This window comes from Arthrobacter monumenti (assembly GCF_054511255.1).
Genome location: NZ_JBTNCY010000013.1, coordinates 40,827 through 59,588, shown reverse-complemented (window position 1 = coordinate 59,588; position 18,762 = coordinate 40,827). Strand labels below are relative to the sequence as shown.

At 63.4% G+C, this 18,762-nt stretch carries 18 protein-coding genes and 1 riboswitch; of the genes, 12 read left to right on the top strand and 6 right to left on the bottom strand.

Annotated elements, in window-relative coordinates:
- Positions 1–60 precede the first annotated feature (60 nt).
- Together kynA and dcd are read left to right on the top strand one after the other, a co-directional pair.
- Positions 61–918 carry a tryptophan 2,3-dioxygenase gene (gene kynA / locus ACX80B_RS16765; RefSeq protein ID WP_459298248.1) on the top strand — a complete coding sequence of 286 codons (858 nt, stop codon included), beginning with the start codon at positions 61–63 and terminating at the stop codon, positions 916–918.
- A gap of 50 nt (positions 919–968) precedes the next feature.
- On the top strand, positions 969–1,544 hold the full coding sequence (dcd, locus tag ACX80B_RS16760; protein ID WP_459298323.1) for a dCTP deaminase: 576 nt from the start codon (positions 969–971) through the stop codon (positions 1,542–1,544).
- A 46-nt stretch (positions 1,545–1,590) separates the two neighbouring features.
- Here the strand turns inward: dcd and ACX80B_RS16755 are convergent, their stop codons facing one another.
- The gene (locus tag ACX80B_RS16755) at positions 1,591–2,973 is read right to left on the bottom strand and encodes an MFS transporter (protein WP_459298246.1); all 1,383 of its coding nucleotides are present in this window, start codon (positions 2,971–2,973) and stop codon (positions 1,591–1,593) included.
- Positions 2,974–3,180: 207 nt separating this feature from the next.
- Here ACX80B_RS16755 and ACX80B_RS16750 point away from each other — a divergent pair, with 207 nt between their 5' ends.
- The 7 genes from ACX80B_RS16750 to ACX80B_RS16720 all read left to right on the top strand — a co-directional run bounded on the left by ACX80B_RS16750 (position 3,181) and on the right by ACX80B_RS16720 (position 10,505).
- Positions 3,181–6,174 carry a Na+/H+ antiporter subunit A gene (locus ACX80B_RS16750; RefSeq protein WP_459298244.1) on the top strand — a complete coding sequence of 998 codons (2,994 nt, stop codon included), beginning with the start codon at positions 3,181–3,183 and terminating at the stop codon, positions 6,172–6,174.
- On the top strand, positions 6,171–6,650 hold the full coding sequence (locus ACX80B_RS16745) for a Na(+)/H(+) antiporter subunit C (protein ID WP_459298242.1): 480 nt from the start codon (positions 6,171–6,173) through the stop codon (positions 6,648–6,650). Before ACX80B_RS16750 ends, ACX80B_RS16745 begins: the two co-directional genes overlap by 4 nt.
- Positions 6,650–8,260: a Na+/H+ antiporter subunit D gene (locus tag ACX80B_RS16740; RefSeq protein ID WP_459298321.1), complete on the top strand. Its 1,611-nt coding sequence runs from the start codon at positions 6,650–6,652 to the stop codon at positions 8,258–8,260. The genes ACX80B_RS16745 and ACX80B_RS16740 overlap by 1 nt, the downstream gene beginning before the upstream one ends.
- The gene (locus ACX80B_RS16735) at positions 8,257–8,853 is read left to right on the top strand and encodes a Na+/H+ antiporter subunit E (protein WP_459298240.1); all 597 of its coding nucleotides are present in this window, start codon (positions 8,257–8,259) and stop codon (positions 8,851–8,853) included. Before ACX80B_RS16740 ends, ACX80B_RS16735 begins: the two co-directional genes overlap by 4 nt.
- The gene (locus tag ACX80B_RS16730; RefSeq protein WP_459298238.1) at positions 8,850–9,110 is read left to right on the top strand and encodes a monovalent cation/H+ antiporter complex subunit F; all 261 of its coding nucleotides are present in this window, start codon (positions 8,850–8,852) and stop codon (positions 9,108–9,110) included. Before ACX80B_RS16735 ends, ACX80B_RS16730 begins: the two co-directional genes overlap by 4 nt.
- Before the next feature lie 4 nt (positions 9,111–9,114).
- Positions 9,115–9,633, top strand: coding sequence for a monovalent cation/H(+) antiporter subunit G (gene mnhG / locus ACX80B_RS16725; RefSeq protein ID WP_459298236.1), 519 nt, complete (start codon positions 9,115–9,117; stop codon positions 9,631–9,633).
- A gap of 170 nt (positions 9,634–9,803) precedes the next feature.
- Entirely contained in the window at positions 9,804–10,505 is a 702-nt protein-coding gene (locus tag ACX80B_RS16720) for a DUF2306 domain-containing protein (RefSeq protein ID WP_459298234.1), read from the top strand.
- A gap of 56 nt (positions 10,506–10,561) precedes the next feature.
- On the opposite strand, the gene ACX80B_RS16715 is transcribed toward ACX80B_RS16720, so the two are convergent.
- Complete coding sequence (locus ACX80B_RS16715) at positions 10,562–10,831, bottom strand: DUF4235 domain-containing protein (RefSeq protein WP_459298232.1); 270 nt, start codon at positions 10,829–10,831, stop codon at positions 10,562–10,564.
- 97 nt (positions 10,832–10,928) lie between these two features.
- Positions 10,929–11,068, top strand: a riboswitch (TPP riboswitch).
- A gap of 86 nt (positions 11,069–11,154) precedes the next feature.
- On the opposite strand from ACX80B_RS16715, the gene ACX80B_RS16710 reads away from it, so the two are divergent.
- From ACX80B_RS16710 to ACX80B_RS16700, 3 genes are read left to right on the top strand one after another with little or no spacing between them, the layout of a single operon-like run.
- On the top strand, positions 11,155–11,775 hold the full coding sequence (locus ACX80B_RS16710) for an ECF transporter S component (RefSeq protein ID WP_459298230.1): 621 nt from the start codon (positions 11,155–11,157) through the stop codon (positions 11,773–11,775).
- 5 nt (positions 11,776–11,780) lie between these two features.
- On the top strand, positions 11,781–13,331 hold the full coding sequence (locus ACX80B_RS16705; RefSeq protein WP_459298229.1) for an ABC transporter ATP-binding protein: 1,551 nt from the start codon (positions 11,781–11,783) through the stop codon (positions 13,329–13,331).
- The gene (locus tag ACX80B_RS16700; protein WP_459298227.1) at positions 13,321–14,115 is read left to right on the top strand and encodes an energy-coupling factor transporter transmembrane component T family protein; all 795 of its coding nucleotides are present in this window, start codon (positions 13,321–13,323) and stop codon (positions 14,113–14,115) included. Before ACX80B_RS16705 ends, ACX80B_RS16700 begins: the two co-directional genes overlap by 11 nt.
- A gap of 3 nt (positions 14,116–14,118) precedes the next feature.
- Here the strand turns inward: ACX80B_RS16700 and ACX80B_RS16695 are convergent, their stop codons facing one another.
- From ACX80B_RS16695 to ACX80B_RS16680, 4 genes are read right to left on the bottom strand one after another with little or no spacing between them, the layout of a single operon-like run.
- On the bottom strand, positions 14,119–15,000 hold the full coding sequence (locus ACX80B_RS16695; protein WP_459298225.1) for an aminodeoxychorismate lyase: 882 nt from the start codon (positions 14,998–15,000) through the stop codon (positions 14,119–14,121).
- Positions 14,997–16,157, bottom strand: a complete 1,161-nt coding sequence (locus ACX80B_RS16690; RefSeq protein ID WP_459298223.1) for an FAD-dependent oxidoreductase — start codon at positions 16,155–16,157, stop codon at positions 14,997–14,999. Before ACX80B_RS16690 ends, ACX80B_RS16695 begins: the two co-directional genes overlap by 4 nt.
- Positions 16,154–18,274, bottom strand: a complete 2,121-nt coding sequence (locus ACX80B_RS16685; protein WP_459298221.1) for a chorismate-binding protein — start codon at positions 18,272–18,274, stop codon at positions 16,154–16,156. Before ACX80B_RS16685 ends, ACX80B_RS16690 begins: the two co-directional genes overlap by 4 nt.
- A complete protein-coding gene (locus tag ACX80B_RS16680; protein WP_459298219.1) occupies positions 18,261–18,761 on the bottom strand; it encodes a low molecular weight protein-tyrosine-phosphatase in 501 nt (166 codons plus the stop codon). Before ACX80B_RS16680 ends, ACX80B_RS16685 begins: the two co-directional genes overlap by 14 nt.
- Position 18,762: the final 1 nt, after the last annotated feature.

Sequence of the window (18,762 nt, the reverse complement as noted above, 5' to 3'; positions counted from 1 at the left end):
GGCCTAGGGTGGAACCGACAGTTCGCACGGACCATCAGCGGCAGCGCAAAGAGGCGAGGCATGAGCAACAATAACAACACACGCAGTCTTGAGCCGGACATCGAGACCGGATTCAGTGAACGGATGAGCTATGGCTCCTATCTCCAGTTGGACCAGCTCCTCTCCGCACAACGGCCGGTCAGCAGCCCCATCCACCACGACGAGATGCTGTTCATCATCCAGCACCAGACTTCCGAGCTGTGGCTGAAGCTGGTCCTCCATGAGCTCCGGGCGGTGCGGGGGCGGCTGCAGGCAGATGATCTCCGAATGGCCATGAAAGGCATTGCGCGGATCAAGCACATTCAGCGAACTCTTACTGAGCAATGGTCGGTGCTGGCAACCCTGACACCGTCCGAATATGCCGAATTCCGAAGCGACCTTGGCTCGTCATCGGGATTCCAGTCGTATCAGTACCGGGCGGTTGAATTTCTCCTCGGCAACAAGAACGCCGGAATGCTGGCCGTCTTCGAGAGTGACCCGGAGGCACACCGGCTGTTGTCACAGCTGCTGCAGGAAACGAGTATTTACGACGAATTCCTTCGCCTGCTCGCCCGGCGGGGCTTTGATATTCCGCCGGAGTTGCTGGACCGGGACGTCAGCGAGGCCCACACCTCCAATGCGGAGCTGGTGCAGGTGTACCGGTACATCTACGAACACGCGAAGGAAAACTGGGACGTCTACGAAGCGTGCGAGGAACTGGTGGACCTGGAGGACAACTTCCAGCTCTGGCGGTTCCGGCACCTCAAAACGGTGGAACGGACCATCGGCATGAAGAAGGGAACCGGCGGATCCAGCGGGGTCGGATTCCTTCAGCGCGCGTTGAGCCTGACGTTCTTCCCCGAGCTGTATGCAGTGCGCACGGAGATCGGCATTCCCTAAGAACGGCAGACCATTGTTGGCACAGAGGGTCGATGCGGTATTTTTGGTTGGTGCTCATCTCCGACCGCGACATACGAACCGAAATCGACGACGACCGGATTGTTCTTGATCCGTATGATCCGGCCATGGTCCAGCCTTCAAGCGTGGATGTACGGATCGACCGCTACTTCAGGCTTTTCGATAACCATAAGTACGCGCACATCGACCCGGCCACAGACCAGCCTGAGTTGACCCGGCTGGTGGAGGTTGACCACGACGAACCCTTCATCCTGCACCCGGGCGAATTTGTCCTCGGATCGACGTACGAAACGGTCACCTTGCCCGATGACATTGCCGCACGGCTGGAAGGTAAATCATCGCTGGGACGGCTGGGTCTGCTGACGCATTCGACGGCGGGATTCATCGACCCGGGTTTTTCCGGCCATGTCACCCTCGAGCTGTCCAACATGGCGACACTGCCCATCAAACTCTGGCCGGGTTCGAAAATCGGCCAGCTCTGCTTTTTCCGCCTGACTTCGCCGTCCGAGCACCCATACGGTTCCGGTCCGTACGGCAACCGCTACCAGGGCCAGCGCGGTCCGACGGCCTCCCGCTCGCATTTGAATTTTCACCGCAGCGATCTCTAGCGGCCCCGGCCGGCATCCGGATTATCGGCTTGAACCAGGCGTCGGCTCAGGAAACAGGTTCGACGGCGGGGGAGACCTTGGCGGGCGGCTTGACCGGCAGCAGCACCAGTAGCCCTGCGAGCAGGACCACCATGATGCCCAGGATCCCGTAGCGCTGGCTGCCGAAGATGTTAATGAACAGCGCAAACAGGGCTGGGGCGAGAAAGCTTACCGCCCGGCCGGTGGTGGCGTAGAGACCAAACAGTTCTCCCGCCTCGCCATCCGGTGCGAGCCGGGCGAGGTAGGCCCGCGAGGATGCCTGGGCGGGACCGACGAACAGGCAGAGCAACAGGCCGAAGACCCAGAACGTAACGACTCCTGTCCAGGCGAAACCGAAGATCCCGTAGTTGCCTGCACCGAGGATGAAGATCGCCGTGCCGGAGATCAATAGTCCAATCAGGGACACAATGATCACTCGCTTGGGTCCGATTCTGTCGTCCAGTACGCCGCCGGCCAAGGATCCGAGGGCCGCAATGACGTTTCCGGCAATGGCGAAGATGATCACGTCCTGAAGGGCAAAGCCGAAGGTGCCCGCCGCAATGACGCCGCCAAAGGTGAAGACCGCGGCCAGTCCGTCACGGAAGATGGCACTGGCGAGGAGGAAATAGATGGTGTGTGGACTGGTTTTGAAGATGGCCTTGATCCGCCGGAACAGCAACCGGTAGGAGGCGGCGAAACTGATCCTTTCCTGGCGGACGGACCTAATTTCCGGAACGGCGAACAGCACTGGCAGCGCAAAGAGGGCGAACCATGCCGCCGAGAACAGCGCCACCACCCGGATGTTCAGCGCCTCCTCCGTCGCGACGCCGAAGAAACCGGGCGTGACGAACCCGAACAGCACGGTGGCCAGGGCGATAATCCCGCCGAAATACCCCATGGACCAGCCGAACCCGCTGATTTTGCCGATCGTTCCGGGGGTGGAGATCTGCACCAGCATGGCGTTGTAGTTAACGCCGGCGAATTCCATAAAGACGTTTGCCGCTGCCAGGAGGACGACCGCGAGGATCAGGAATTCCGGCTGTGGAAAGACGAAGAAACACAGCGCGGTCAGCATCACCACCAGTGCGCTGTTGACGCCGAGCCATAACTTGCGCCGTCCACCCGTGTCCGAACGCTGCCCGGTGATCGGCGCCATCAGGGCGACCAAAGCGCCAGCGATAGCCAAACCGGCGCCGAGTACCTGTGAAACATAGTCCTCACCGCCGAACGCCTCCGTGGAGGTGAGGTAAACCGTGAACACGAATGTGGTCATCACCGCGTTGAAGGCCGCCGACCCCCAGTCCCAGGACGCCCAGGCGAGAATTTGGCCCTTGTTGCCGACCTTGGTTTTTGGCCGTACGGCAGTCGTTCCTGCCGTTCGTGAGCCGGGATCAGGCGTGAGGTCGCTCATAGCCTGAATGCTATCCGACCGCGGGATCTCAGGGCGTACGGGACCCACTGAGGACCGCCGTCGGACTTTTGGTTTGTTGACCCTTGCTAGACTGAGGTCGCTGGCCCTTGACCATCCAAAGGTTGCCTGAAGGGCGTCGATGTCGCGATTTGTCGTTGGCTGAACCGCGCCCTTAGCGGGTTAATCGCCAATGCTGCGGAGATCATCGTGCTGATCGTGCTTGCCACCCACTTCATCGTGGCACTGATCGCGCCCTTAATCTTCACCAAAATCGGCCGCTCGGCGTTCTACCTGCTCGCCGCCGTTCCGGCAGTCTCCCTTATCTGGCTGATTGGCCAGTATGACGCAGTGATGGGTTCAGGTCCCGGCGCTGACCCGGGCGCCGGCGGACCACCCACCCTTGTCATCGAATGGATCCCGGATCTCCAGCTGGAACTGGCATTCCGTCTCGACGCGCTCGCCTGGATCCTGTCACTGCTGATTCTCGGCGTGGGTGCCCTGGTGCTGTTCTATTGCGCCCGGTATTTCAGGGATAACGACGTCGGCCTTGGCGCCTTTGGCTCCCAGCTGCTGGCATTCTCCGGGGTTATGTTCGGTCTGGTCATCGCGGACGACCTGATCCTGCTGTACGTTTTCTGGGAACTGACCTCCATCCTGTCGTATTTACTGATCGGCTATTCGAGGGCGCGTCTCGCCGCCCGCCGCTCCGCGTTACAGGCGCTCATCGTGACAACGTTGGGGGGCCTGGCGATGTTGGTCGGCCTGGTCATGATCGGCCAGACTGCCGGGACCTACCGGATTTCGGAGATCATGACCCTCGCGCCGGCGCTGACCGCCGGCGGAATCGCCATCGACATTGCCATTGCGCTGGTGCTGGTTGGCGCCATCACCAAGTCAGCGCTGGTGCCTTTCCACTTCTGGCTGCCCGCGGCGATGGCGGCGCCAACGCCGGTGAGCGCCTATCTGCATGCCGCCGCGATGGTGAAGGCCGGTATCTATCTGGTGGCGAGATTCGCCCCCGGCTATGCCGAAACGATTCTCTGGGATCCGCTGATCCTCACCCTCGGCCTTGCGACCATGCTCATCGGCGGCTGGCGCGCCCTGCGCCAGACCGACCTGAAACTGCTGCTCGCCTACGGGACGGTCAGCCAGCTCGGCTTCCTCACACTAGTGGTGGGCATGGGGAACCGGGACGGCGCACTGGCGGGACTGGCGCTGTTGCTGGCACATGGGCTGTTCAAGGGCACGCTGTTCCTCGTCGTCGGAATCATTGACCATCAGACCGGCACCCGCGATATCCGCAACCTCTCCGGACTTTTCCACTCGGCACCGTGGCTCAGCGCGGTGTCGTTGGTGGCGGCGGCCTCGATGGCCGGGCTGCCGTTCCTCGGCGGATTCGTCGCGAAAGAATCCGTCTATGCGGCGTTCGTCCATGAAGCGACGGATCCGCTCGGCATCACCCTGCTTGCCGGCATCGTGATTGGGTCCATGCTGACTTTCGCCTACAGTGCGCGGTTCATCAGGGGCGGATTCGGCCGCAAGGAGGGCATGGAGGACACGGACTTCACGCCGGTGACCAAGGCCTTCCTGGTGGCGCCACTGGTCCTGACGGCCGGAACGATTCTGTATGGCGTCTTTCCGGATCCGGTCAATGCCTGGATCGATCCTTACATGCAGCAATTCCGGCCCGGTGCTGGGGAAGATCCTTATCTGGCCATTTGGCACGGCCTTAACCTGCCGTTGCTGCTGAGCGTGCTCACTATCGCCGTCGGGCTGCTGCTGTTTTATAAGCGCGACGCGGTCTCGAGGATTCAAGACAGGCTGTACCCGGTATTCGATGCTGAGCGCGGCTACCGGAAAATTATTGGTGTGCTGGACGAGGTGGCGGTATGGGTCACCGGTCGCACCCAACGTGGTTCGTTGCTGTTCTATCTGTTCGTCATCCTGAGCACGGCCATCGTCATGCCCATGGGAGCATTCCTGCTCGGTAATGCCCCGATCCTGCCTACGAAGTGGCGCTGGTTCGACTCGCCGGTCCAGGCGGTGGCCGGACTCGGTATCATCCTCGGGGCCATCGCTGCGGTCCGCGCCAATAAGCGGTTCCTGGCGGTGCTGATGGTCAGCGTGACCGGGTATGGGATTGCGCTGATCTTCGCTTTGCAGGGCGCGCCGGATCTCGCCCTGACCCAGATGCTGATCGAAACGATGGTCCTGGTCGCCTTCGTCCTGGCGTTGCGTTCGCTGCCCGCCAAGCTGTGGCAGCGGACGCCTGCCGGCCATCGGGTGCTGCGGGCCGGAATCGGGGTGGCGTTCGGCCTGGTGATGATGTTCATTGCGATGGCGGCGATGGGCTCGCGCACCGCCGTCCCGATCTCGCTGCAGTATCCGGAGTTGGCGTACGAGATCGGTCAGGGAGCGAATATTGTCAATGTCACCCTGGTGGACATCCGGGCGTGGGACACCTACGGCGAAATCTCTGTCCTCGCCATCGCAGCCACCGGCGTTGCCAGCCTGATCTTCGTCCGCAGCCGGGGAGACCGCCGGCGCCGTGCCGACGGCGTCGCGACCGGTTCCGTGGACCGCGGCCGGGAGAACCTCAAAGAGTATGGCCGGGAAGCGGCGGCGCTGGCGCTGACCCGGAAGTTTTCCAATGTGGAACGGGACGCCTGGCTGGTCGCCGGCCGTACCTTGGCTCCGGAACGGCGCTCCATCATCTTCGAGGTCATCACCCGGTTGCTCTTCCACAGCGTGGTGATTTTCTCCATTTACCTGCTGCTCGCCGGGCATAACAGCCCTGGCGGCGGATTCGCGGGCGGCTTGATGGCCGGCCTGGCCCTGGCCATCCGCTATCTGGCCGGTGGCCGGTTCGAGCTCGCCGAGGCGACACCGGTCAGCGCGGGGCTGCTGCTGGGCCTGGGCCTTGGCATCGCCTCACTGGCAGGGCTGGTTCCCGCGCTGCTGGGCGGCGAGGTGTTCCAGAGTTTCGTTTTCGAAGCCACCTGGCCGGTGTTTGGCGAGATCAAGTTCGTCACTTCCACCATTTTCGACATCGGCGTGTACCTTGTCGTCGTCGGCCTGGTTTTGGATGTTCTGCGAAGCCTCGGTTCCGAGATTGACGAACGTACCGAAAACGGTTCCGACGACGGCGGCGAGTCACAGCGCAACGCCGACCGCGCCAGCGGACGGGCGGTGTCCAGGTGAGCGTGAACTTCACCCTGCTGATCGTCATGGGAGCACTGTTTGCCACGGGGATCTACCTGCTCCTGGAGCGAAGCCTGACCCGGGTCCTGCTTGGCATCATCCTGCTGGCCAACGGCGTTAATATCCTGTTGCTGAACACTGGAGGGTTCGCCGGTCCGGCGCCGCTGTACGAAGAGAATATTCCAGCCGATGCATATAACGATCCACTCCCGCAGGCGATGATCCTGACCTCGATCGTGATCTCCTTTGCCATCACGGCGTTCCTGCTTGGCATTATCTACCGCTCCTGGATCATCGGCCGGCAGGACGAGGTCCAGGACGATATTGAGGACCGCAGGGTGGCCAGCCAAGGCAGTTACGACGCCGAAGACGACGCCGACGTTCCCTTGGAGACCTCCGAGTTCAGCGGTCCCGACAACCTGGACGAGAAGGAAGAAACGCCCGGGAACAGAAATCCGAAGGAGGCCGGCCGATGATCAATATCACGAGCCTGGCCCCTCTTGCGGTGGTCCTGCCATTCCTTGGCGCGGCGATCACATTCGTCCTGATCCGCCATCCACGGGCACAACGGGCCGTGAGCATCACCCTGCTCAGCGTGACCATCAGCCTCGAAGTCCTCCTGCTCGTTTTGATCTGGGGCTCGGGGCCGCAGTCCGTGAACCTCGGCGGCTGGCTGCCTCCGTGGGGCATCGTGATGGTGGTGGACCAGTTCTCATCCCTGATGCTGGTCGTGTCCTCGGCGGTCAGCCTCGCCGTGTTGATTTATGCCACCGGGCAGGGCGTCGCGGACCGGGACGAAGACGGTCCGGTCTCAATATTCCATCCGACGTATTTGATCCTGGTGGCCGGTGTCTCGAACGCCTTCCTCTCCGGTGACTTGTTCAACCTCTACGTCGGCTTCGAAATCCTGCTGACGGCGAGCTATGTGCTGATGACTCTCGGCGGGACCGGCCCCCGCATCCGCGCGGGGGTGACATACGCCGTCGTCAGCGTTGTCTCCTCGCTGCTGTTCCTGATAGCCATCGCGATGATCTATGGTGCCACCGGCACGGTCAATATGGCGGACCTGTCCATCAAACTGGCGGAGCTGGATCCGGGCACGCAGAACATGCTGCACCTGATGCTGCTGGTGGCGTTCGGTATTAAAGCGGCGGTGTTCCCGCTGTCGTTCTGGCTTCCGGACAGTTATCCAACCGCCCCGGCCCCGGTCACTGCTGTGTTTGCCGGGTTGCTGACCAAGGTCGGCGTCTACGCGATGGTCCGCACCGAAACGCTGTTGTTTCCGGGTGACAGGCTGAACGGATTACTCATGGTCGCGGCCGCGTTGACCATGATCGTCGGGATCCTCGGTGCTTTGGCACAGACCGATATCAAACGTATGTTGTCCTTCACCCTGGTCAGCCATATCGGCTACATGCTGTTTGGGCTCGCCGTTTCCACAGTGGTGGGACTGGGCGCCACGGTCTACTACGTCGTCCACCACATCACCATCCAGACGAGCCTGTTCCTGGTCGCCGGCCTGATTGAGCGGCGCGGCGGTACGGCTTCGATTGACAGATTGGGTGGGCTGGCCAGACTGTCGCCGTTGCTGGGAGTGCTGTACCTGGTGCCGGCTTTGAACCTGGGCGGCATCCCGCCGTTCTCCGGTTTCCTCGGAAAACTCGGGCTGCTGCAGGCCGGTATCGAGCTGGGCACTCCGCTGGCGTACGTACTGGTGGTCAGCGCCGTGTTGGTTTCGCTGCTGACGCTGCTCGCCATGGTGCGCGTGTGGAACAGGGCATTCTGGCGTCGGCCGGAGGATGCGGAGTACCCGGATCCGGTCCTGCTGGCGGTGAAGAATGATGGCTCCGCCGTCCGCACGTCAGCGGACGTTTCCGGGGATGGCAATGGACGCTTGTCCAGCAAGGAAGAAGTTCCGCTGTTGCCGGGTGCCATGGTGGGAGCGACCATCGGACTGGTCGCCATGGGCGTGGCCCTGACGGTGTTCGCCGGTCCCTTGTTTGAATTGAGCGACGATGCCGCCCGCGGGATGCTCGACCGCGTGCCCTACATTGAGGCAGTGCTGGGAGAGGGGGCAGCAGAATGAAGCATCCCAGGGTTTCCCTCCGGCAGGAGTTGCCGCTGATCATCTGGCTGGTGCTGGTCTGGGGTGCTCTCTGGAGCGACTTCAGCGTCGGCAATCTCCTCTTCGGGGCGCTCATTGCGTGGGCTATCACGCAATTGTTCTACCTGCCACCCGTCGAGCTGAGTGGCCGTTTCAATATCCTGCACGGCATTACCTTCGCCGGAATCTTCCTGCTGCAACTGGTCAAAGCCAGCGTTGAGGTCTTCTACCTGGCGGTCACGCAGGGCCCACGGCTGAACAATGCGGTCGTTGCGGTGCAGCTGCGGAGTTCGTCGGACCTGTTGGTGACCACTACCGGACATGTGATTTCGCTGATTCCCGGAAGCCTCGTGGTTGAGGTGGACCGTTCGACGTCGACGCTGTACCTGCACTGCATGAATGTGAGCAGCACCGAGGAAGCCGACGTGGTCCGGAACAGGGTGCGGGGTGTCGAGGTCAGGCTCATCAGGGCGATGGGATCGCGGGAGGAACTTGAGATGGTCCGCCGGGAAGTGGATGGCCGTACTGAGGCCGAATGGCCGTCAGCAACGGGCAGAAAGGAGGACCAGTCATGATGCAGATTGTCCTCGTCATCGTAAGCGTGGTCCTGTCCCTTGCCGCGGCCGGCACCATCTACCGGATTGCCAAGGGGCCGTCGCTGCTCGACCGGGTCCTGGCCACCGACGTGCTGCTGGCCATCTTCGCCGCCGGACTGGCCACGGATATGGCCATCAACCAGCACCTGGAGAACCTGGTGCTGCTGGTATCGCTGTCGTTGATTGGCTTCATCGGGTCTGTCACGGTTGCGCGCTTCGTATCGGACAAGAGGTGATGGCTTGAATACCCACGTCCTGCTCGACTCGATCGCAGCCATCTGCCTGATCGCTGGTGCGCTGATGTCTTTGGCGGCGGCTATTGGCCTGATCCGGTTTCCTGATCTGCTCTCGCGCATGCACTCGGCAACCAAGCCGCAGGTGCTCGGCCTGTTCCTGATGCTTGTCGCCGTCGCGATCCAGCTGCGCAGCTGGGCCCTGGTTCCGGTTCTGCTGATCGCCTGGGTTTTCCAGCTCCTCACCGCCCCCGTCTCCGCGCATATGGTGGGGCGCGCCGGCTACCGGACCAAGCACCTGCGCAAGGAATTGCTGAAGGTGGACGAGTTGGACGAGGTCGTGGCGGCCGCCGCGCAGTACCGCGCCTCAGAGTACAAGGAAGCGGCCGAGGCCGGGGAAAGCGTGGAAGAAGCGGTCGAGGACCAGGGAGGGGCTCCGCTGCCCGACGACGCCGAAACTCCGGCTGCGCGGGTCGATGAACCGGACGAGGAAGAGCGCGTCCGCAGACGGAGTGAACGCGGCTAAACTCCGCCGGCCCACGAACTGCGGGCGAGAGACTCGTTCGGTGCGGTTGAACCGCTTGGTGCCGCATTGGTGCCATGCGACCCTATTGGTGCCTTACTTTCGCAGGATACGATCGCGTACAACGAACGGAAGCAGCTTCCGTGCATCCCCCTTCTTGAAAGGGCCAGGCCATGGCCACGGGAAACGCCCTCGCCCCCACGCCAGTCAGCCGTCGCCGGGCACGGTGGCTCGTGCCCACCGCTTTGATCATCCTCAGTCTCGTTCCGGTGATCGCAGGGGTGTCGCGCATTGGCGATTTGGCGGGCGGTGCGGTCACGGCAGATAACGAGCGGTTCTTCGAAGCGCCCATTCCCGTGCTGATCCACATTCCCACTGTCACCGTGTACCTGCTGCTCGGGGCCTTCCAATTCGTTCCCTCCCTGCGCCGCGGGAAGCGCGGCAGGGCGAACTGGCACCGCCTCGCCGGGCGCATTCTCGTCCCCACAGGTCTACTCGCCGCCCTGTCCGGTTTGTGGATGGCAGTCTTCTACGACCTCCCGCCCCTGGATGGCGTCCTCCTGTTGGTGCTTCGGCTGCTCTTCGGCTCGGCTATGGTGGCGAGCCTTGTGCTGGGGTTCCTGGCGGTGCGGCGTCGGAACTATGTGAGGCACAGCGAGTGGATGTCCAGGGCCTACGCCATCGGTATCGCCCAGGGAACCATCGTGGTGGTGACCATTCCCTGGATTCTCCTCGTCGGCCCGGTCACTGAACTGAGCAGGGCCGTACTCATCGGCTCATCATGGGTGCTGAGCCTGGCAGTGGCCGAGTACTTTATCCACCGACGCGCGCAGAAATCCGCGCGGTCAACCCGCACGCCCATCCGACCCGCCTGACAAGTCAAACAAAAATGTTGCCGGGGCAATGGTTCTAATCGTTGCTGATGGCCGCCCTAGGCGGCGTCGATGGAGTCGGAATGCTTGCCGAACTTCTGGATAGCGCGCTGCGTACCCCGGCCGGCCGTGACCTGGATGATCGTGGCGGTGGCCGCGGTCAGGAGGCCCCAGACCAGCGCTTCCTTCCACGAATTCTCCAGGTCATCCGCTGCGGTCGGTGGATTCCTGCCGGTCTTCTTCTCCCAGCTGGCGGAAACGATCTTCTTGGCCGCGAATGTTGCACCAACGGTGACGGCGGTGCCGAGAAGTTTGAAGATGACGTTCATGGTTACTCCGATCAATCGGGCTGTTCATGCTTTGTTTCAGCCTAACCGTTCCCGGTCGGTGTATCGAGTATGCGGCGGTGTAGACTTGGAGATGCAATAAATACGACAGGGGAGCGCCCTGATCGCGGTGGAACGACTTGCACCGGGAACAGGAACGGCGCTGAGAGTGCGGGAAAGCCGCTGACCCTCGAACCTGATCCGGCTAGTACCGGCGAAGGGAGTCGAGTTCTCAGAGCGACCTCGGTGATGTCCGTGGATCGAACGTGCCTCGGACCTATTACCGCGGATCGTTCTCCCCTCCTGAAACACAGGAGGATTTCAGAATGGCCACTCAACACAGTGACCCACAACAAGTCACCGGCCGGAAGCCGAACACCCATTGGCGCGTGGTGGACATCGTCGTCGCGTCGGTCGTCGCCGTCGCGGTAGGGGTCATCTTCTGGGTCTGGACCCAAGGTTACGCGGTCATCGCCGTCATCACGACGGCCTTTCCGCCGCTTGCCGGGCTCTATACCGGCGGATGGCTGATCGCCGGCATCATTGGTGGACTGCTGATCCGCAAACCCGGCGCGGCGCTGTACTGCGAACTGGTAGCCGCGGCCGTGGAGGGGCTGCTGGGCACGCATTTCGGCATGACCGTGATTATCTCCGGCCTGCTGCAGGGCCTCGGTGCGGAACTTGTCTTTGCTGCCTTCCGCTACCGCAAATGGACGCTGCCGGTCACGCTGCTGGCCGGATTGGTGTCCGGCATGGCGCTGGGCGTGAACGAGAACTTCCTCTATAACGTCGAGTGGGCGGTGGAGTGGAAGCTGGTCTACGTCGCCTTGACCTCGATTTCCGGCGTAGTGGTGGCGGGGCTGCTGTCCTGGTTTGGCTACAAGGCGTTGCTGCCGACCGGTGTGCTCTCCGGCCTTGCATCCGGACGAGCCGCCAAACGTATCTAGGCCAGATGCTTTCCACCACGACACCCTCCCGGCAACGGTCCCGTCCTGCCGCCGTTTCGGCGCAGGACTGGGGCTGGCGACACGCCGGCCGTACGGACCCGGCGGTGCGGAATCTGGATCTGCAAATCAATGCCGGGGAGCGCGTCCTGCTCCTTGGGCCGTCCGGAGCGGGCAAATCAACGTTGCTGCACGGACTCGCCGGCTTGCTGGGCGCTGACGACGACAGCTCCGAGTACGGCCGCCTGCTTATCGACGGCGAACCCGCCGCAAGCCTAAGGGGCCGGGCAGGTCTGGTGCAGCAGGACCCGGACTCGCAGGTGGTCCTTTCCCGGGTCGGCGATGACGTTGCATTCGGCGCCGAGAACCTGTCGGTGCCGCGGGCTGAAATCTGGACCCGGGTTCACCAGGCACTTGAAGCGGTCGGCCTCAATCTGCCACTGGACCGCCCGACGTCGGCCCTGTCCGGCGGGCAGAAGCAACGGCTTGCGTTGGCAGGAATTTTGGCAATGCAGCCGGGCTTGCTGTTGCTGGACGAACCGACGGCGAACCTCGACCCTGGCGGCGTGCTCGATGTCCGCGACGCCGTTCTGCGGTCAGTGCAGGAAACCGGTGCGACCCTGGTGGTTGTCGAGCACAGGGTCGCGGTGTGGGCCGATGCGGTGGACCGGATTATTGTCCTCGATCCGGGCGGAGGGGTGTTGGCCGATGGTGCTCCCAGTGCAGTTCTGGGCCGCGCACGGCAGCCGCTGCTGGATGCCGGCGTGTGGGTTCCCGGGCACCGGCCAACGACCCGGCCGCGGCACAATTCCGGTTCGGGCAAGCCGCTGCTGTCGGCGGTGGACTTGGCGGTATCCAGGGAGCAGGCACGACGACGGCACCCGGCGCGGCCTGCCGCTTCCGGTATCGACCTTGACGTTTCCGCCGGAAAGGCGTTGAGCATTACAGGCCCGAATGGAGCGGGAAAGTCGACTCTTGCGTTGACCTTGGCTGGACTATTGCCGGCCGCAGGCGGTGCAGTGAAGGCGCAGCCTGCCCTGGCACGCGGTGTGGAATCCAGTCCCTTCCGCTGGCACTCGAAGGACTTGATCTCACGGATCGGTACCGTATTCCAGGAACCGGAGCATCAGTTCGTGACCAATAGGGTCTATGACGAACTGGCTTTCGGCCCGCGCCAACTCGAGGGCGGTGTCGATACCGACAAGGGCGTGGGCGAACTGCTGGAGCGGCTGCGGCTGACCCGGCTGGCCGAGGCGAACCCCTTTACACTCTCCGGCGGGGAAAAGCGGCGGTTGTCAGTGGCCACGGTCCTGGCCTCGAGTCCGGATGTGCTGGTGCTCGATGAACCAACCTTCGGACAGGATGCCAATACCTGGGCGGAGCTTGCCAGCCTGCTCTCCGGGCTGCTGGATGAGGGCACCGCCGTCGTTTCAGTGACCCACGATGAGGATTTCACCGATGTTCTGGGCGGCGCCCGGTTGCACCTGGTTCCAGATGGAGAAACCGGTGGCGCGGGGGAGCCCGCAACCACGAGGGGATTTGGTGCACATGAGCACTGACGTCCTGGCGCCGCCCCGGAGCACCGCTCTGCTGTCGCGGGCCAACCCGGTGTCCAAGCTCGCGGCGGCGTTCCTGATCACGATCGCGTTGGTGCTGACGGTCGACTGGGTCTCGGCGACGATCGCGCTGGCCTGTGAGCTGGCGTTGCTGCCGCTGGCGGGTTTGAGCCTGCGGGTGTTGCTTTCGCGGGGCTGGCCGATCCTGTTTGCCGCACTGGTCGGCGGGTACGGAACCGCATTGTTGGCCGAGGACAGCGGTGCGGTCCTTGTGGACTGGGGAATCATCACCTTCAGCGAGGGATCACTGCAGGCCGGTATTGCCATCATGCTGCGTGGTCTAGCCATCGCCCTTCCGGGAATCATTGTCCTCGCCAGCACGGACCCCACCGACCTGGCGGATGGTCTGGCGCAGAAGCTGAGGCTGCCGCACCGGTTCGTGCTCGGTGCCTTGGCGGCGATGCGGCTGGTCGGGCTGCTGCTCGAGGAGTGGCGAACCCTTGGTATGGCGCGCCGGGCCCGCGGCGTCGGCTCGAATGGCGGCTACACCGGACGGTTCAAGGCATCGCTGGGGCAGGCGCTGGCCCTGCTGGTCCAGGCCATCCGGCGGGCGACGCGGCTTGCCACGACCATGGAGGCGCGCGGATTCGGTGGAGCGGAACGTACTTGGGCACGCGAATCGCGCTACAGCATTCTCGACCTGTGGGTGCTGTGCGGAGCGGCCGTGATCACCGCGCTCGCCGTGGGAGCCGCCGTCGTCCTGGGTACTTGGAACCCGATCTTCTGACGCCTAAACGATGTTTTCCAGCAGGGTAGTCAGCTCGGAGGTCAGGGCGGGCGATGTCAATATGGGATTTCCATCGATGCTGTTGACCGGCGCGAGGAGCCGGATGCTGGAAATGAGCCAGACCGCGTCGGCCGTTTTCAAGTCATCCGGCTCGAGCGGCCCGTAGCCAAGTTTCCAGCCAGCCTCTTCGGCCGCGGAGAAGAGCGCACCCTGCGTCGTGCCGGGCAGGATGCCGCTGTCGCGCCGCGGGGTCAGCAGTTCCTTCACGCCTTCGCGCTGCCGGGCGATCAGCACGGTCGAGGTTGGGCCCTCGAGGACCTTTCCATCGGAACTGGTGAAGATGACGTCATCGGCGCCCTGGTCTTTTGCATACCGGATGGCGGCCATGTTCACCGCATAGGACAGAGTCTTGGCGCCCTGCAGCAGCCACGGCGCACGTTCGGCAATCGCGCTGTCATAGCCGCGGTCAAGCAACAGTACGGCAAGTCCGGTTTCGCGCTGCCCCTGCGAGGTGGCTGGCGGCAGGAAGGCGCTGACCCACGACGTCGGAGCAGCGGCTCCTTCGACACCGCGGGTGGTGATCAGCTTCAGCACCACCTCCGGGGCAGCTGCCTGCTCGGTGGCCGCGAATTCGGCGAGCGCGGTGGTAATCGCCCGGCGCCAGGCCTGCTGATCCGGAATCTCCAAGTGCATCGCCCGGGCGGAAACGTCGAGCCGGTCCAGGTGTGCCTGCAGTTTCCGGGGAGTGCCGTGGACGACCAGCAGGGACTCGAATATGCCGTCGCCGCGGGTTGCGCCCAGGTCGGTGGCCATCAGCTGCGGCTGGGTGGCATCGGCGATCCGGCCATGTTCGGAACCGGGGTCCAGGAAAACCAGAACAGTCATGGTTTCACCTTAGCGCCGGTCTTGCCCACCAACCGGTCACTGAAGAAGCGGTCCGCCCCGGGAAGGGTCATCAGCCGCAGCACGAGCCGGCGGACCCAGAGCCAGAGCGGATTCGAGGGCACAAACCAGGAGGCAGCGCGGCGGCCGGCCTGCTGATGCACCTCGACCCGGGGGCGCCAGTTCTTCTCGTAGTTATCCAGACCGGTGGCGATGTCGGCTGCCGACGCCAGTTCCCGTGCCAGTTCCTGCGCCCCGGCCACGGCCAGGGATGCACCCTGTCCGGCCAGCAGTGAGACGGCATGGGCGGCGTCCCCCACCAGGACCACCCGGCCGCTGCGCCACCGCGGCATGATGATCTGACCGACCTGGTCGTAGTAGACCTCCGGCGGGCACTTTTCCAAGGCGCTTGGCATAAACCAGCCGAGTTGTGCGTAGCGTCTTCGGAGTTCCTCCCGTGGATTGGCGGGTAGCCGGCGGTCGTTCGCCCGGTGGACGGTGAATATTGCGACGTCACCGCCTCGCAGTCCGTAGATTCCGGCTTGCCGGTCGACGGTATCCGTCAGCGAAAACTGAGCACCGGTTCCCGCGTTCATGACCGGATCATGAAAGATGAAGGCGGCCGTGTGATACCCGAGATAGCGCAGGTATTCTTCCTCCGGACCAAAGATCCGGGACCGCAGCGCCGAATGAATCCCCTCGGCGCTGATCAGCAGGTCGGCTTCCTCTGCCGAGCCGTCGCTGAGGGTGAGGCTGACGCCGTCGTCATTGTTCCGGAGTGAGTCAATCGTCGTCGAGTAGCGCAGTTGTACATTCCCGGGCAGAGATTCCAGCAGGGCCAGCTCCAAGTCGGGGCGCATGATGCTCAGCAGCCTGCCGTCGACCATGCGGGCAAACCGTTCATAGCTCAACATCGCCCGGGCCCGGCCGCGTTTGTCGATATAGGCGACCCTGTCGATGGGATACGCCAGTTCGCGCAGCCGCGGTATCAGTCCGAGCGCTTCCGCTGCCTCGAAACCGGGACCGAAGAAGTCCATCATGTACCCCTCGCTCCGCCGGGCCGGAGCGCGCTCAAGTACGACGACGTCCCAGCCGGCGCCGGCAAGGAACCGGGCATTGGACAGCCCGGCGATTCCAGCGCCGCTGATCACTGCTTTCATGCTTGTCCTCCTGGTCTTGCATCCGGCGGAAATTCAGCGCCGAGTGCGGACAGGACGCCGTAGGCCTTTGTCTGGACTTCCTCCCATTCCGACTCGGGATTCGAATCAGCGGTGATCGCTCCGCCGACTCCGAGGGACAACCGCTGGCCATCAGCACCATCCTCGATCACCAGACTACGGATTACCACCGACAGATCAGCGGCACCGTTCAGGGAGAAGTAGCCGAGGGCGCCGGAATAGATCCCGCGGGGCAGCTTTTCCAGGTCGTCAAGGATCGACATTGTGCTGATTTTTGGCGCCCCCGTCATGGAACCGGCAGGAAAAGCTGCGGCGACGGCGGCGGCCCGGTCGGCGCCCGGACGCAGCCTGGCATCTATGGTGCTGACCAGCTGATGCACGGTCGCATAGCTTTCCACCGCGCACAATCTCGAAACCCGCAGCGAATCCGGAACCGCGAAGTGCGAGAGATCATTACGGAGCAGATCCACGATCATGATGTTCTCCGCCCGGTCCTTCAGGGAGTTGGACAGCTCCTTCCGGAGGGCGGCGTCGCGGCCGGGATCCGGATCCCGGCGCCGCGTGCCCTTAATCGGTTCGGCGCGCAAAGATCCGTCAGCGCCGATCCGCAGGAACCGCTCCGGAGAGGTGCTGGCAACGCTGAGCCCATCCAGCTGGACGTAGGCGGCAAACGGGGCGGGACTGCGATGCCGCAGGTCGAGGTAGGTCTGCCAGGGATCGATCGGGCTGTCCGGCCGGCAATCCAGCTGCGTGGTCAGGCAGATTTCGTAGGAGTTGCCCTCGGCGATCTGCTTCCGCGCCGAGTCGATGCGGTCGAGATAGTCCTTCCGGGGGTTCCTGACCTCGAACCGAAGCGCAGGATTCCCGGCCAGGACGGCCGGATCCTGATCATCGGGAGCCGCGGCTTGAGTCAGGACAGGCCGGGGTTCCGCGGAGGTCCCTTTCGCTGGTGCGGGCAGGTGTGCAACCCGATCGGCAGTATGGCCCAGCCACTCCGCCGCCTCGGCATGTGTCGCCTCGTCTTCGAGCGCCAGCAGGTATATGCACCTCTGGGCATGGTCGAAAACGAGGCACCGGCCGGTGAAGATCAGTGCGGCGTCAGGGGTGCTGCTTTCGATGTCGGCCCCACCTGTTTCGCGCTTGAGTTCATATCCCAGGCAGCCGAGCCAGCCGAGGGTGAATTCACCCGGATAATCGTCCGGTGCGGTCAAGGTTCCGTGTCCCCAAACCGAATCCAGCCAGCGGAAGAAGGGGCCCCGGATGCGGCTGGAGACCGCACCGGAGCGGACCTCGGTCAGGCCTGAACTGTGGGTTGCCGCCCTGCCGTAACTGCCGCCGTCGTCGGCCATAATGCTGAACCGGCTGGAGCTGTGCCCGCTGCCGGAGTCGGAGCTGTCCAGCCACACCGTCCTGGGATTTCCGCCATAGAGTTCTGAAAAACACAGTGCAGCATCGGGAAACAGGTCAAGACGCTGCATCCGCAGGGAAACGCTGTTCCAGCGCGTGCGTTCGGGCAGCAGGAGTGCCTCCGCTTGGGGAAGTGTTACCAGAGCCGCCACCACCTGTTCGCGGACCATGTCATCGCCCGGGCCCTGGACCACCAAATCGGCGGCAGCCGCCACATCATCGAGTTCCAGCAGGGCGGCCTCCTGCTCCGCCCACTGGTCCCAGTAGGGTGCGAAAAGATCTCCATCGCGGGCCAGCGCACGTTGCTTTCGGTCGCTTTCGAGGGCCTCCAACCAGATGACGACGTCGACCAGCGCGCGTGCCTGTTGGTGCGCCGCTCCGACGCCTTCAACGACAACGATCCCGGCAGCACGGGTACAGCGGGCCGCGCCCTCGGCTCCCGCCTCCCAGTCCCACGGATTCCAGTGCGCGTCATTGCCCAGGCTCAAGGGCGTCAAAACCGTTTCCCGGTATGTTTCCAATCCCGCAGGCAAGCCATTCCATCCGGGGTATATATCTTCGAGGTGGAAGAGTGAAACACTGTGATATTCGCGCAGCCTGGCCACCAGTTCCACCGCCAGGGTCGTCTTGCCTGCCCCGGACCGCCCATCGATGGCGATGATCAGCGGGCGCGGAGATTTACCGTCGTTCATCGAGGACCTGTTGGACATGCCGGACGATGCCCGGAACGGCCGCCTCGATCAGGTCCCAGCTGTTATCGAAACCGGACTCGTCGCCGTACCACGGATCCTCAATTCCCTGCTCGGAAGGGTCCTGGCCGGCCATGTCCGGATCGAAGTCCCGGAGCATCCGGACCTTGGTTCTGCCGTCGTCATCGGGGGCAAGTGCGCGCAGGTCTTCATAGTGGTCGTAATTGAGCGCCAGAATCAGATCGCGTTCACGGAACCAGCTGTCCTCGAACCGGCGCGCACGGTGTTCTGCGCTGGTGATGCCCTGCAGTTCCAGTTTCCGGGAAGCCCGGCGGTCGATCGGCCGGCCAACCTCGTAATCGGTGGTTCCGGCGGAATCGACGGTCGCCGAGTCGGCGAGACCGGCCTCCTCGAGTGCCCGGGTGAGCATCAGCTCGGCCATCGGGGAGCGGCAGATATTTCCTGTGCAGACGGTGATGATGCGGAACATG

Coding starts and splice junctions, on each gene's coding strand:
- kynA (WP_459298248.1), top strand. CDS start 61: ATGAGCAACAATAACAACACACGCAGTCTTGAGCCGGACATCGAGACC.
- ACX80B_RS16755 (WP_459298246.1), bottom strand. CDS start 2,973: ATGAGCGACCTCACGCCTGATCCCGGCTCACGAACGGCAGGAACGACT.
- ACX80B_RS16735 (WP_459298240.1), top strand. CDS start 8,257: ATGAAGCATCCCAGGGTTTCCCTCCGGCAGGAGTTGCCGCTGATCATC.
- ACX80B_RS16730 (WP_459298238.1), top strand. CDS start 8,850: ATGATGCAGATTGTCCTCGTCATCGTAAGCGTGGTCCTGTCCCTTGCC.
- ACX80B_RS16720 (WP_459298234.1), top strand. CDS start 9,804: ATGGCCACGGGAAACGCCCTCGCCCCCACGCCAGTCAGCCGTCGCCGG.
- ACX80B_RS16715 (WP_459298232.1), bottom strand. CDS start 10,831: ATGAACGTCATCTTCAAACTTCTCGGCACCGCCGTCACCGTTGGTGCA.
- ACX80B_RS16710 (WP_459298230.1), top strand. CDS start 11,155: ATGGCCACTCAACACAGTGACCCACAACAAGTCACCGGCCGGAAGCCG.
- ACX80B_RS16705 (WP_459298229.1), top strand. CDS start 11,781: ATGCTTTCCACCACGACACCCTCCCGGCAACGGTCCCGTCCTGCCGCC.
- ACX80B_RS16700 (WP_459298227.1), top strand. CDS start 13,321: ATGAGCACTGACGTCCTGGCGCCGCCCCGGAGCACCGCTCTGCTGTCG.
- ACX80B_RS16695 (WP_459298225.1), bottom strand. CDS start 15,000: ATGACTGTTCTGGTTTTCCTGGACCCCGGTTCCGAACATGGCCGGATC.
- ACX80B_RS16690 (WP_459298223.1), bottom strand. CDS start 16,157: ATGAAAGCAGTGATCAGCGGCGCTGGAATCGCCGGGCTGTCCAATGCC.
- ACX80B_RS16685 (WP_459298221.1), bottom strand. CDS start 18,274: ATGAACGACGGTAAATCTCCGCGCCCGCTGATCATCGCCATCGATGGG.
- ACX80B_RS16680 (WP_459298219.1), bottom strand. CDS start 18,761: ATGTTCCGCATCATCACCGTCTGCACAGGAAATATCTGCCGCTCCCCG.